At 42.6% G+C, this 14,382-nt stretch carries 8 protein-coding genes; 4 read left to right on the forward strand and 4 right to left on the reverse strand.

Going from position 1 to position 14,382, the window contains the following annotated elements; genetic code table 11:
- Window positions 1-43: 43 nt before the first annotated feature.
- On the reverse strand, window positions 44-3,580 hold the full coding sequence (locus tag ACVBJC_RS15870) for an ATP-binding protein (RefSeq protein WP_447161878.1): 3,537 nt from the start codon (window positions 3,578-3,580) through the stop codon (window positions 44-46).
- 282 nt (window positions 3,581-3,862) lie between these two features.
- Complete coding sequence (locus ACVBJC_RS15875; protein ID WP_447161877.1) at window positions 3,863-4,819, reverse strand: AEC family transporter; 957 nt, start codon at window positions 4,817-4,819, stop codon at window positions 3,863-3,865.
- Window positions 4,820-4,964: 145 nt separating this feature from the next.
- On the opposite strand from ACVBJC_RS15875, the gene ACVBJC_RS15880 reads away from it, so the two are divergent.
- Window positions 4,965-5,867, forward strand: a complete 903-nt coding sequence (locus ACVBJC_RS15880) for a LysR substrate-binding domain-containing protein (protein WP_447161876.1) — start codon at window positions 4,965-4,967, stop codon at window positions 5,865-5,867.
- Between the two features lie 188 nt (window positions 5,868-6,055).
- Here ACVBJC_RS15880 and ACVBJC_RS15885 read toward each other — a convergent pair whose 3' ends face one another.
- Window positions 6,056-6,661: a YjaG family protein gene (locus ACVBJC_RS15885; RefSeq protein WP_447161875.1), complete on the reverse strand. Its 606-nt coding sequence runs from the start codon at window positions 6,659-6,661 to the stop codon at window positions 6,056-6,058.
- 1 nt (window position 6,662) lies between these two features.
- Window positions 6,663-9,434 carry a two-component sensor histidine kinase BarA gene (gene barA / locus ACVBJC_RS15890; RefSeq protein ID WP_447161874.1) on the reverse strand — a complete coding sequence of 924 codons (2,772 nt, stop codon included), beginning with the start codon at window positions 9,432-9,434 and terminating at the stop codon, window positions 6,663-6,665.
- 117 nt (window positions 9,435-9,551) lie between these two features.
- Here barA and rlmD point away from each other — a divergent pair, with 117 nt between their 5' ends.
- The 3 genes from rlmD to mazG all read left to right on the forward strand — a co-directional run bounded on the left by rlmD (window position 9,552) and on the right by mazG (window position 14,270).
- On the forward strand, window positions 9,552-10,901 hold the full coding sequence (gene rlmD / locus ACVBJC_RS15895) for a 23S rRNA (uracil(1939)-C(5))-methyltransferase RlmD (RefSeq protein ID WP_447161873.1): 1,350 nt from the start codon (window positions 9,552-9,554) through the stop codon (window positions 10,899-10,901).
- 216 nt (window positions 10,902-11,117) lie between these two features.
- Window positions 11,118-13,325, forward strand: coding sequence for a GTP diphosphokinase (gene relA, locus ACVBJC_RS15900; protein ID WP_447161872.1), 2,208 nt, complete (start codon window positions 11,118-11,120; stop codon window positions 13,323-13,325).
- 141 nt (window positions 13,326-13,466) lie between these two features.
- Window positions 13,467-14,270, forward strand: a complete 804-nt coding sequence (gene mazG / locus ACVBJC_RS15905; protein ID WP_447161871.1) for a nucleoside triphosphate pyrophosphohydrolase — start codon at window positions 13,467-13,469, stop codon at window positions 14,268-14,270.
- Window positions 14,271-14,382: the final 112 nt, after the last annotated feature.

The following is a 14,382-nucleotide window of genomic DNA, read 5'->3' on the forward strand; positions in this document are numbered from 1 at the left end:
GGACTTTCATTTAGCCACGTAATTACGGTTAACATTCTAAGGCTTATTGATACTGGCTAATTAACCATTGATTGATTGTATTTACAACTGCATCAATCTCCGCGCTCAGTTGCTTAATTGCATCCGGTGCACCGTTGCAGTTAACTGATTCACAGTTAGCTGCTGCAGTGGCTAATTGAGTTAGCCCTAGTGCATTTGCTGCGCCTTTAATGCGGTGGCCTAATGCTGATAATGGAATAGCTTGCTCTGTTAGCTCGGCTTTATCTGCCAGTAATGAATCTCTGACGATGGCAGAAAGTTCGAGTTGTTCTTCAGCACTATAGTCACTTAGCCACTCCAGCTGCTCTTGGTTATCGCCATTGGTTTTCTCGGCGCAGTAACGCCCTAAAACCTCACTAAGCAAGATAAAAGAGTAAGGCTTATATAGTACCTCACTCATACCTGCCTGATTTGCTTTTTCAGCTGCAAGACGTGAGTCTTCAGCTGTGCAGCCGACGATAGCTAAGTTTTTAAATTCAGGCTTGGATCTCAACTGGCGCACCAGGTCATAACCATTAAGATTTGGCATATGACAGTCTGTTATAAGCAGTGATACATTGTTTTTATTGGATGCTAAGTAAAGTAGCGCTTCTAGCCCATCGTTGACGGTTACCACTTCTAGCCCAAGTTTGCTAAGCTGCTTTTGAAATAAAAAGCGGTTAATCGGATCATCATCAGCAACTAAAACCTTGCCTTGGTATTGTTTGCTTTTAGCCGCGATCATCTCTTTGCTTTGGTGATTAGATCGTAAGACTTGTCTTAATAACAGATCCGGATATACATTGCTTGTTTCTGCTGAGGATTCGACCGTCAACACATTTGTGGCACTTTGCTGTAAGGTGATCCCCCATAGTGTAAGCCAACTTTTAATAGCCTCGTCTTGAGCGTACGCCTCGCTGACAAGTCCTAGATCTAAAACTGAAAACTTTGCAGGTAAACTTACCAATACTTTAGTGCCTAGATTAAGCTGACTGGTTACAGATATTTGCCCGCCCATTAGTTCAACGAGGTGCTGAACAATTGACATGCCTAGCCCCGAACCTCCATATTTACGGTTAATACTGGCATCTGCTTGCACAAAAGGCTGAAATAGCTTCTGTTGTTGTTCGGGAGTCATACCACAACCACTGTCTTCAATAACTAATGAGAGTGTATTGCTAGTATTGCTAACAGAGACTTTGACAAATCCTTGTTGGGTAAATTTGATTGAATTACTGACCAGATTGTTGACTATTTGGCTAAGGCGTAACCAATCTAATTCTGCGCGGCATAGCGTGGTGGGTTGCCAATCAAGCTTAAAGTTAACCTGTTTAACCTTTATGTTTGCAGCCTGCAGTCTCAGCGTCGCCCCAAGCTCTTCAAATAAGCAGCTGTTGTAACAATCAAGTTGCAACTGGTCCGCTTCCATTTTGGAAAAGTCTAAAATATCGTTCACTAAACCTTTTAATCGTTCAGCGGAAGCCTGAGCATTTTTCATTAACTCTTTATTCTTTGATGACTTGAGTTCAGGGCTAAGCAGTTCCATTAGGCCCATCATTGCTGCTAAGGGGGTTCTTAGCTCGTGACTGATAATGGCTAAAAATGACTCTCGGGTTTTTAAGGCTTCAATAGCTTGTCGTTTAGATGCTTTTAGCTCAGTAAAATCAGTAAAAACGGTGATGTGATACGCTTGGCCATCATTATGATGCACCACTTCTCGAGACACTCGATAATACTTGCCAGCAACAAAGCATTCGTTATTCGATGTTATTAGCCCTTCATTGGTCATATTTGACCGCTGTGCAGTTTCGCTATCGAGATAGGCACAAGGCACGGCGTTAGCTTTGTAGTCGTTATATGCTTGATTAGACAATAACGGTTTACCACTGGCGTCAGAAATAATCACCATGCCTGGAAAACTGTTCAATATGCTGGTTAACCACTGCATTTCATCATTAGACTTTTTGCCATTAGCGATAGCTTCTGATAAATATACTTTTAGCTTCTTATTCCATAAAAAACCGATAAAAACAGAAGCAATAGCAATTAATAACAATAAGATAATGGTATTTATTGTTTGCGCTTTATCATAGCCATAGAGTGTATGGATCTTTTGATGATTTTGAACGGCTAAGTGAATTTCATTTTTTGTGGTGACAGCGATTGCCACATCAAGCATATTTCTTAAGGCAAGTGATGTTGAGCTGAGTTTTATACACATGAGACTTTCTAGCGGCGGTTGTTCACCTATGACTAACTCGAAGTCTTCACCGGCACCATAGTACAGATATTGCTGCGCAGTGGTTTCAGGTATGTACGCGTGGGTGATAACACCATCTTTTATATCGTTTTTTAACGCTGTAAAATCTGAATAAATCGCAGGTGTACTGTCAAGGAAATCGAATGTATCTTGTATAGATATATGATTGGTGCGATCGAGTATTGCTATTTTAGTTTGGCTGTATGGCTTTTTGGTACGGATATACGACCACTTTACCGTATAAAAAGGCTGCGTCGAACTGGTATTGGGCTGAGCAATAAAGCGTCCGGGAATGAAGTCAACAATCGCTTGTTCAAGCATTGCATCAACATCCCTGCCATCTGGGTACACATATTCAAAATTCAAACCCGTTTTGCGAGCATAAATTTTCATGATGTCATGAATGTAGCCTGAGATCTCCCCAGTTTCTTTTTGAATGTACGACAGTGGATATAGGTTTTCTTCGATCGTATAGCGAATCGTATCTCTGTTGTATTGCTGATAGATAGCTTTGATGGCTAGCTTATTGTGCAACAAACTTAAATTTTTGAAATTAAAAGGCTGTATCGCGGGACTGTCTTGGTTTTGTTGCAGATATTGATTCAATATCTGCATTAAAGTCAGGTTGTTTTTAGCGACAATAAATGATGATTCGATAGGTTTTGCATCTTCATGAAATACAATGTCCCCTAGCCAGTCATGAGTTGTGACAGTTTGATAGTAATGGTGGACGGCACCAAAATGTATCACTGCAGCATCGGCCTTACCTGTCGATAACTGGTGTATTAAGCTTTTGATTGAATCGACTTTAATCAGTGATTTGTAGCCACGTTTTGCGCTAATGTCACAAGAAAATGAGCCTTTAATACATATCCAGTTTAACTTAGAGGGGGCGGTGTCGCGATAAGTTGAGTTACTTAACCAGTTTAATTGATAGTTTTTAAATACAGGTTGAGAGAACAGCAGCTTCTTTTCTCGCTCAGTCGTTGGTGAAAACCCAAGGGATAAGTCTGCTTCTCCAGATGCAACGGCCTCAATAAGTGTATCTAAGCTACTATATTCTTTAAATTCAATCTGGATGTCCAACTGCTGACCCAGTTCAGCGATGTAATCGGCATACCGCCCTTGATAGCCTGAAGCCATGTTCCAGTGAGTGCGAAGCCCTTCGCTAGGCTTAGCAACAACCAGTACTTTTTTATTTTGCAGAAAGGCTTTCTCTTGTGGTTCAAGTTCGAAAGATTGTGCGAACGCAGAGCTTAAAAGCGTTGTGAGTAACAAGAAAAAACCAGCAAACTTTGTCATTTTTTGAGCGGTGTATGAAAAAAGGTTGCGAATAGTAATCTACAAATCACTTTTTGACCAATCAATTTTTTACGAAAATCATGTTTTATAAAACCAGCATTCATGGCGTTAAAGCGAATGTAAAATCGCTTTGGTTAAAATGCACTTACTGGTTGGTTTTGCGTATTTTTTCGTTAATTTTTTGCTGGTGCGCGTTGCTGGTAATTTAATCTGTTGGTGGTTTTTACGTTGCTTATTAACAGCAAGGTTTTAGCTTTATACGTCATTTTACTATCTAGCTAATTAATGAGCTAGATATGTTTCCAGCATGGGCAAAGTCACAAAGGTAATTAGGGTGCCAAGTAAGATCCCTTGAGCACTGGTTATGACTTGGGTTTGATACCTTTGTGCCAACAGGTAGACACTGGCGGCAGTGGGGAGCGCAGCTAGTATGACTCCCATAGCAACTAGTTGTGGTTCTACATTCAATCCACGCATTATGATATAGGTCATTAGCGGCTGGAAAAATAATTTAGCAGAGTTAATTAAGCTTATTTCTAAGGCCTGTTTAAGGCTCATAAAATGTCGAGAGGTTTGATATTGGCTCGATTTTGCTAACACCATTCCGATGGCAAATAACGCACAAGGACTGGATGTCATACCTAATTGATGAACCATTAGCGCTAAACTGTCAGGTAGCTTAAGGTTAAGGGCTGAGAGACTAATACCTATTAAGCTGCCGATGACAATCGGATTCCTCATTAATGCCGTGATGATGATCTTAGCGGGTGAGGCTTTATTGGTTTGCTTGGTGATCTCCAGTGATACCAGCGCGATAGCAAAGACAAGCACTGATAATAAACTGGCTATTGCCGCCGCAGTGAGTGCGATTTGTTCATCAGGAAATAGCATCGCCATAAGTGGAATACCAATAAAAGCCGTGTTGCCAAACGTTGCATTTAGAGCGCGCATGGTAGCGATAGCACTGCTCTTAGGGTTAACAAATAGTGATAACAGATAACTTAAACCATAGCTTGCCAGCATGGCTAAGCTAAAGCCTAGGATGAAACCCCAATGCATAATGTCATTTATGGGGGTCTGCGCTAGAGTGATCAACATGATGGCAGGGAAAGCAATATAATAGACATATTGGTTTAAGACTTGGTCAGTCTCAACGGGCAAGAGTTTTAATTTTTGTATTAAGGTGCCCATCAGCATAATACCGAAAACAGCAAGTAGTGGTGTTAGTGTTGCTGACATATTGTTCTCTAATGTATCTAATTTAAGATAAGTAAAATGGGATAAAGTTGAGCCAGAACATTACCATAATTATGCATTAGTATAATATTGACCTTAGGTCGAATCTCGGCCTGCTATTGTGTTTTAAACTGCGGGAATGATATCGATGAGTACCAATTTTGGCTTGGAGCTACAGCTAATCTACCAATTTGTCCATCTGGTGAATGCGGGCAGTTTTTCGCAGGCAGCCAAAGAGCTGGATATGCCAATTGCTACAGTGAGCCGTAAACTGACGAAGTTAGAAACAGTGTTAGATAAACAGCTGCTGATGCGTAATACCCGCAAACTGAGGTTGACTGAAGAGGGCATTGCACTATTTCAGCAATATCAATCTATTATCTCACAGTTTGACGGTATCAGTGGCTCAACGGTAGATAAGCCTGAGGGTACGCTACGCATTGCTGCCCCCGTGTCGATAATCTCGATGATTTTTATTAAGACGCTGAATGACTTTTGTGAAGCTTATCCTGATATTCAATTGCATATTGCGCAAAACAATAACGTCATCGACTTAATTGATGAAGGCGTCGATGTGGCGATTGTCGGAGGGACTCAGCCTGATTCATCTTGGATCTCTAGTTCGCTCGGTGTGCTCAATTATGGCTTATTCGCATCACCACAATATATCAATAATGCGCCCACATTAACCCATCCAAGGGAGCTTGCTGAACACGCATTAATTAAAGTGTGGCCGCTATATAACTGGTCACTTAAGCACCCCAATGGTGACGCTTTTTATTATGATGGTAAGGCCAAACTGACATTAAGTGACTTGCATGGCGCTGTAGAGGCGACGGTTGATGATGGCGGTATTCTTTATGGACCAGAATTATTTGTAAAGCAACAGCTTAAATCTGGGACACTGCAGGCATTGCTACCCGAGTGGATTGGTGAGAAGAGGCGGATCTCTATCTTGTATCATCAGAGAAGCCATCAACCATTAAAGGTTAAACTGTTTATTGAATTTATGCAGTTGAAGGCGGATAGTCTATTTTCAATGCAGAGTTGAGGTCTAAGACCTAAGACTGCAGTATTTTTGGGCTTGATAACGTAGCCTTAGCTTGAAGTCTCTGTTTTAATTCAGGGTCTGAAAGCGGCGGCTTTTAATGTGAGTTGTAGGCTTGCGATGATAAACCGCCAATAAAAAAGCGCACGGGTGTGAACCTCTGTGCGCTTAGTTAAACGGGTATGTTTAGCTTATCGACTTGCTTCGATACCAATGTTAGAAACACCAATTTCAACAATTTCTCGGCGCAGTTCTTTAATAAACTCGGCCTTCATGTTTGGGTTCTCTTCAATGATCTCTAAAAGAGAGCTTTGCATCTCTTTTTCTTCTTGCATCACTTCATGGCTAAAGATGTAATCATCTAATGCATCTTCATTATCAAACTCTTGCTCACAAGTTGCTTCGATATAGTTAGCGACCGTGGCTGATGACAACTTGCTGATATTAACAATATCTTCTTCTACTTTGCTCTGTAGCGCACTGATCAGCGAAGTTAACGCAACGGCGGCATCCATTGCTGGATAAACACCATAAACATCAAAATCGGCAGGCTCTGGGGTATTGGCTTCAAGTCGCTCAAGGTAGATGTCGATATTGAGTTTTAGCTTGCTGTCGTACATCGACTGCCAAAGCAGGTTTAGTAAGGTATCGAGTACCTTAGGGTCGCCAAATTCGCATACTTCTGAAAACAGCTGATAGTTAGGCAGCATGCGTTGGCATAGGGCAACCGCAAAAAGCTTTTTTTGAGGTAACTCTAATGCTTTTAGGCGTTTAAAAAATCCCTGTTTGTTTGTCATCTTATATATCCACTGATAGCTGGGAGATCACTTGATTAGCGGCAGATTCTACCTTAGTTAACTCATCAAGTAACTCTAGTATTTCCGGTTCTACATCGTCTATTGTCACGCCGCGCTTTAATCCAGATTCTATTTCTCGACAAAGATTCTGCGTAGTTGGCACGCCGCAATAACAACAAGCTCCATGAAGCTTATGGATGCATGCGAGCATTTTATCATTGTCTGAACTTGAAAGGGCACCTTCTATCTGCTCAATTGTCTCTGGTAATGACTTTAACAGCATCTTTAACATGTCTAACGCTAAGTCTGGCTTATTATTGGCCTGGGTCAAACAAAGGTCCCAATTTAATGTGCGTTGATCAAAGTGCGTAAACTTAGGTTTGGTTTTCCACCGAGTGATAACCCCTTTTAACGCCGCCTCATCAATAGGCTTTGGTAAGTAGCCATCCATTCCACTAGACGAGATCCGTTCTCGTTCTTCGGCAATAGCGTGAGCGGTAACAGCAATAATTGGCGTGTTACGGTTAGAAGAGCTATGTCTGATCTGTTTGGTTGCGGTGATACCATCAGTCCCCGGCATCTGAATATCCATAAAGATAAGATCGTAACTGCGTTCCTTGGCGAGCTTGACGGCTAATTCACCATTATCTGCAACTTGAACTTGGGTGACTAATTCTTTTAATAACGTATCAATCAGTTTTAGGTTTGCGGGGTTATCGTCGACGGCAAGAACGCTTAAGTTTTCACGTTTTGCTGGCGTAAGTGCTGGCCCGATAGGAAGAAGCGTTTCGTTCATTAAGCTGGAATGCTGACCAAGTAGTGAGCTTGAAAGCAGCCTTTCTCCCACAGGCATAGAAAGTTGCTTATCGATATAAGATCGCATCTGGGAGAAAACCGCTTCTTGCTCGGCACAATCAGAGACTAGCAGTAAGTAATCGATTTTAGACTTTGCAAGTTTTAGTACCTCAGCGGGTTGTCCGGTAGCTGCCACTGCGCGGCAACTCAGCAGACCAAAATCAAAAACATGATTTGATTGCGTGGTAATAAACTCTAACTGTTTAATATTTTTAGCGATAGAGACCTTTAAGCCCCAGCGCTGTAACATTCGCTCTATGGCATGTCGTGAAAGGTTGCTAGGCTCAAATAGCAGGATGCTCTTACCCTCTAATGTCGTTAAAGGTAAGGTGTCATTAATTGGATATTGACTAATATTTAATGGAAGAGAAAACCAGAAGGTAGAGCCTTGTTTCACTTCTGAATAGCAGCCAATTTGCCCTCCCATGCGGTTAACTAAGCGTTTAGTAATAACCAGCCCAAGACCTGTACCACCAAAGCGGCGTGATATTGATGAATCTGCCTGACCAAAGGCCTGAAATAGTGACGACTGCTGCTGCTCATCAATACCAATACCCGTGTCTATCACCTCACAGCGCAGATGAACTTTTTGATCTTTTATCTCTTCAAGTTGTAGCTTTAACTGCACGCTGCCCTTATCGGTAAATTTAATTGCGTTACCGACTAAGTTGGTGATCACCTGGCTAAAGCGCATGGCATCACCGGTGACATCTTCTGGGATGCGAGCGTCGACATCGATAACTAACTCAAGCTCTTTTTCGCGCGCAGTGCTCGATAGCATGGTAACGGTTTCTTCTAATGTTTCGCGAAGAGAGAAAGGAATATTCTCGAGTACCATTTTACCGGCCTCGAGTTTAGAAAAATCAAGAATATCGTTAATAATGCCGAGCAGGTTGGTTGCGCTGCGCTCTATGGTACGAATATAGTCTTGCTGACTTGAGTGCAGTGGGGTTTTTAATAACTGCTTAGCAAAGCCAATCACTCCGTTAAGCGGCGTTCTTAGCTCGTGAGACATGTTAGCTAAGAACTCAGATTTGATGCGGCTAGCTTCTTGAGCCCGCTTCTTTGCCATGTCTAACTCGACGTTTTGGATCTCAATTTGCTCTAGTGTTTCACGCAAATCTGAGGTTGCCTGATCGATATTTTGCTGCATCTCATCGTGGTATTCAGAGAGCGAGCCTGCCATCGCATTAATACCGCGCTTAAGCAGATCAAGCTCGCCAATCAAGTTGCCGGTTAAACGGGTATCGAGTTTGCCTTCACGGATTTTAGCAACTACACGCACCATCTCTGTAATTGGCTGAGTGACGTTTTTAACCAGACGAAAAGTAAAGAACAGATTTAGCTGCACACCGATTAATACAATAATAAAGGCTGCTACGGCAGCGCGGTGTTGCTGTAGTAGTGCATTCTCTTTATTGATCAAGATGGCAATATAGCCAATTTTTATGATGTCTTGACCAATTTGCTGGTTTTTATCGAAGCCTTGAACGGGCGCATTACTGCTCTTGAAGATGGGGGCGCGCAAAATCATGCTGTCGCCGACTTGTTCAAGCTCAGTGCGTAGCACAGAGTCTAAAGGCTTATCAAAGCGCATGACTTCGTGATTTTTATAATGATGTGAGGTGACAACTACCCGGTTATTGTCGTCAAAGATGGCAATAAACTGCACCAATGAAGCTTTATTCAATTGCGCTGAGGTGATAAGTCTTTTGGTGGTTTCGAAATCTTTACTTTCAAGCCCAACTTCAGCGGCAATGGCCAGAGGCTCGATGATATTACTTGCTTGTTCTATGAGCGTATCTTCAAGTTCATAGAATCTATTTATGGTAAAATAGCTACCTAACAAGATCCCCACTAATATTGTAGGGGCTAACGCCAATACCAGAACCCACGAACGAAGGCTGTATTTGGTCATATTGTTGGCATTATTCATTCTTTGTAAAGGTTACCATTAAATAATAGTGTGGGTAACCGATAGACTGCCAGATATTAACCTGTGTTGGCCAGTTTTTTTATCTATTTAGAGAGCAAAATGGCACAATTTTTTAAAGCAAAACCAAATAGATCTAAGCAATTATCGTCAAAGTTATCGCTGAAAGTGACTCAACTTGATCATCTTGGTGCGGGTATAGCGCATCACGATGGCAAGATTGTGTTTATTAATGGCTCGCTGCCGGGTGAGACGGTATCGGTACAGTTGACTGAGCAAAAGAAGAAGTTTGCTCGAGCTAAGTTACTTAAAATAGAGCAAGCCTCGGCCGAACGCGTTGAGGCGGCATGTCCGCACTACCAACTGTGTGGTGGTTGTGACTTACAGCACCTTGATATCGCAGCACAGCGTAAACATAAAGCCAACACCTTAGTGGATTTGGTGCATAAGTTTTCTCAGGCTCAGGCTAGCGAACTTAGCGACACCATAAGTGATAACGCTTGGCATTATCGACGTCGTGCTCGCTTAGCGACCTGGTATGACAAAAATACCAAGCACATCAGTCTTGGATTTAGAGCGAGTAGCAGTAGTGATGTTGTCGAAATTCAGTCCTGTGCGGTGTTGGCAGAGCCTTTATCCGCTTTGATCCCAGACCTTGCGTTTCTGCTTAATCAGTTAAGCGGTAAAAAAGCACTGGGTCACGTCGAACTGACTCAGGCTGATAACGGTAATTTTGTTGTGCTTCGAGTCACTAAAATATTTTCGGATAAAGATAAGGCTCGCCTTGTCGAGTTTGCTGAAAAGCATGGCGTGATTGTTTTGCTGCAAGGTGATGAGGGCGAATGCGAGCATCTCAATGGGCCTGGGCTACAAGCTTACTATGGTTTTACGTCAGAGGCAGATGATGCCGATATCAAGCTGAATTTTTCGGCGGGTAACTTTATTCAAGTTAATGACGCAGTCAACCAGGCTATGGTTAAGCAAGCGGTACAATGGTTATCACCTCAAGCGGGTGAGCGAGTATTAGATCTATTTTGCGGGATCGGTAATTTTAGCCTGCCACTAGCCAAAGGCGGCGCCGAGGTGATTGGTGTGGAAGGTGTGCCAGCGATGGTTGAGCAAGCACGAGTCAATGCTAAGCAAAGTGGTTTAGATAACGTTTCCTTCTATCATGCAGATTTGAGTGCTGACCTATCAAAAGAGCCTTGGCTTGGTAAGGTCGATAAGATGCTTATCGACCCGGCACGAGCAGGCGCTTATGAAAGTATGCAGTCGCTTAAGAAGCTCAAGCCAAAAGCATTAGTGTATGTTTCGTGTAATCCAGCGAGCCTTGCCCGTGATAGTGAAGTGATTTTAAAGCAAGGTTATAAGCTTAAAAAAATTGGCTTAATCGATATGTTCCCTCAAACCCATCACTTAGAGTCGATGGCGCTGTTTGAGTTAGGGAAATAAACAAAAAGACACAAAAAGATACATTTAATGAAACGTTTTGCTTAAATATAACCCATACAAATCAAACTCTGGTGTTATAGCTGTTTTTAGTCGCAATTGTCAGCTTTTGTTCATTGACAATAATCGCTGAATGCTGAAGATAGAGCGTATAAATTAAAAAGATATAGTTAAGCGGTTGTTAACCTCTATCTGCGGTATGTAAAGGAATTAAATACGATGGTATCTGTTCGTGAAGCACATTTTAGCGCCCCTGATTTTCAACTCGAAGAGTGGGTGCAACGTTATATAAGTGATGCTTCGGAAGCTCAAACTCTTTTGGCCTTAATTGAACGGGTCGAACTGCTCGTGGGACAAAAGAAAGAGGCGAGCGTTACCGTATTAAATCGCGCGCGTGAGATGATAGAAATCCTCGCGCCATTGAATATGGATATTGAAACCCTACAGGCTGCCATTTTGTTTGTGGTATTTGATGCAGGGCTTATCACTCAAGAAGATATTGAAGAGCAGTTCGGCGCTAAACTCGCGATACTGGTTTCTAGCGTTGAGACCATGAATGCCATTGGCGCGTTAAAGATAGATAATCAAACCCGTAATGGCGAGCCGCAAATCGACAATATTCGCAAGATGTTGTTAGCGATGGTGGAAGATGTGCGCGCGGTAGTGATTAAACTTGCCGAGCGTATTTGCCTATTGCGAGAAATAAAGAATGCCGACGAAGAGGTTAAGGTGCTTATCGCGCGTGAAATTGCCGATATCTATGCCCCACTGGCTAACCGACTCGGTATTGGTCAGCTTAAGTGGGAACTAGAAGATATTTCATTTCGCTACCTGCATCCGCAGACATATAAAGATATTGCTAAGCAACTAGATGGCAAGCGCCTCGATAGAGAAACCTTTATCGATGACTTTGTTAGTCAGCTGCAAGCCCGTTTAGATAAAGACCATATTCGTGCAAAAGTGTATGGTAGGCCAAAGCATATTTATAGCATTTGGAAAAAGATGAAAGGCAAGCAGCTTAAGTTTGATGAGCTGTTTGACGTACGTGCGGTGCGAATCGTCACGGACCGCTTGCAAGACTGTTATGGCGCCTTAGGTGTGGTGCATACGCTTTGGCATCATATTCCACGAGAATTTGATGATTACGTCGCTAACCCTAAACCAAACGGTTATCAGTCTATTCATACGGTTGTTGTCGGGCCAGAAGATAAAACGGTTGAGATCCAAATCCGCACCGAGCAGATGCATGAAGATGCTGAGCTTGGCGTTGCGGCGCATTGGAAATATAAAGAAGGTAGCGCAAGCGGAAAGCAAAGCGGTTATGAAGAGAAGATCAACTGGCTACGTAAGATCTTGCAATGGCAAGAAGATGTGGCTGAAAGCGGTAACTTAGTTGATGAAGTGCGTAGCCAGGTATTTGAAGACCGTGTTTATGTGTTTACCCCAAGTGGCGAAGTGGTTGACTTGCCGTTAGGTTCAACGGTGCTAGATTTTGCCTATTATATTCACTCCCATGTTGGGCATAAGTGTATTGGCGCTAAAGTTGACGGCCGTATTGTACAGTTTACTTATCAAGTGGAAACGGGCCAGCGTATAGAGATTATAACCTCTAAGCACCCAAATCCTAAGCGGGATTGGCTTAACCCTAACTTGGGGTATATCAGAACCTCGCGTGCACGATCGAAAATTCTGCACTGGTTTAAACAGCAAGATAGAGATAAAAATATTGTTGCTGGTCGCGAAATGCTTGAAGCTGAGCTGGCTAAGATCCACTTACTCATCAAAGATGCTCAGTCTGCAGTTGAACGCTTCAATTTAGTGAGCATGGATGATTTACTGGCGGGTATTGGCGGCGGCGATGTGCGCCTTAATCAGGTTGTTAATCATGTTCAAAGCCGTTTACGCACTAAAGATTTAAGTGATGAAGCCGCGGTTGAAGACTTAGTTAAAAAGAGTCAAAGCAAGTCGATTAAAAAAGGCAAAGGCCAAGTCGAAGTGAATGGTGTCGGCAACCTGATGAGCCATATTGCTAAGTGTTGTCAGCCGGTACCAGGTGATGAGATCTTTGGCTTTATCACAAAAGGCCGTGGCATTTCGGTCCATAGAGCGGATTGCGATCAAGTTAAAGAACTGGTTCGCGCATCACCTGAGCGTTCAGTTGAAGTGGTGTGGGGCGAAAACTATTCAGGCGGTTATAAAATCCGCTTGAGCATTGTAGCCAATGATCGCTCTGGTTTGCTCAGAGATTTAACCTCTGTGCTGGCGGCAGAAAAGACTCACGTAATGGCGTTGAGCTCAACATCTGATGTGAAAACTCAAACAGCGACTATTGAACTGGAGCTTGAGTTATATAACTTAGATGGTTTGTCTAAAGTACTCGCGAAAATAAATCAGGTCGATGGCGTAATGCAGGCCAGAAGAGTTTAATTGCTATAACGACAAACTTAACGGCAACTCAATAGTTGCCGTTTTTTATGGTTTACTCTTAACATCAATACTGGCCAAGGTATGCAGTCTTATGGGCAATAAACACCAGGCGATATAAGAACAGGTTAATAGGAAAGTAAAATGACAAACTTTGTTGGTGATACTCGCCCCCTACTCAATATTATGCACAAGCTGCGTGATCCTGATTTGGGTTGCCCTTGGGATAAGGCGCAGAGTTTTCAAACTATCGTCCCTTTTACTATCGAAGAGGCTTATGAAGTCGCCGATACCATTGAGCGTATGGCGCTTGATGAGTTGCCTGACGAGTTAGGTGATCTACTCTTTCAGGTGGTATTTTACTGCCAGTTGGGAAAAGAGCAGGGGCTTTTTGATTTCAATACCGTGGTTGAGCGGATATGCGATAAATTGACTCGCCGTCACCCCCATGTGTTTGAAGGATTAGCAACAATAAGTACTGATGAGATCAAGCAAAACTGGGAACAGTTAAAAGCTTTAGAGCGCAGCGAACGTGCACTCTATTCTGTACTCGATGATATTCCACTGAGTTTGCCTGCATTATCACGCTCAATGAAAATTCAAAAGCGTGTTGCCCGAGTGGGTTTTGACTGGGCAGAGTTACCGCCGGTGGTTGCAAAAATCCATGAAGAGATCGATGAAGTGCTTTTTGAAGTTGAGCAAGAAAAAATCGATGCTCAAAAAGTGCAAGACGAAATGGGTGACTTATTGTTTGCCGTTGTGAACCTTGCCCGGCACTTAGGGGTTGAGCCTGAAAAGGCATTAAGGCAAGCAAATCATAAGTTTGAAAGACGATTTAGAGGTGTTGAAGCCTATGCGCAAGCGGACGGTCGCAGCATGAATGAACACTCATTAACGGAGCTAGATGGCTACTGGGATAAAGTAAAACTGGATGAGAGAAATAAATAACTTAGCTTTTAAGTTAATTCTAGTTTGTCGAATCACTGTTGCTTTGGTATAATATTGCCCCGTCCTAGTGCTTTCTTACAAGCACATATTTCCAACTCATTTTCTCAGGTTC

This window comes from Shewanella sp. 0m-6, from assembly GCF_052977325.1.

Bases quoted from the DNA above. Each gene is read 5' to 3' on its own strand.
- ACVBJC_RS15870 (WP_447161878.1), bottom strand. From the start codon at position 3,580: ATGACAAAGTTTGCTGGTTTTTTCTTGTTACTCACAACGCTTTTAAGC.
- ACVBJC_RS15875 (WP_447161877.1), bottom strand. From the start codon at position 4,819: ATGTCAGCAACACTAACACCACTACTTGCTGTTTTCGGTATTATGCTG.
- ACVBJC_RS15880 (WP_447161876.1), top strand. From the start codon at position 4,965: ATGAGTACCAATTTTGGCTTGGAGCTACAGCTAATCTACCAATTTGTC.
- ACVBJC_RS15885 (WP_447161875.1), bottom strand. From the start codon at position 6,661: ATGACAAACAAACAGGGATTTTTTAAACGCCTAAAAGCATTAGAGTTA.
- barA (WP_447161874.1), bottom strand. From the start codon at position 9,434: ATGACCAAATACAGCCTTCGTTCGTGGGTTCTGGTATTGGCGTTAGCC.
- rlmD (WP_447161873.1), top strand. From the start codon at position 9,552: ATGGCACAATTTTTTAAAGCAAAACCAAATAGATCTAAGCAATTATCG.
- relA (WP_447161872.1), top strand. From the start codon at position 11,118: ATGGTATCTGTTCGTGAAGCACATTTTAGCGCCCCTGATTTTCAACTC.
- mazG (WP_447161871.1), top strand. From the start codon at position 13,467: ATGACAAACTTTGTTGGTGATACTCGCCCCCTACTCAATATTATGCAC.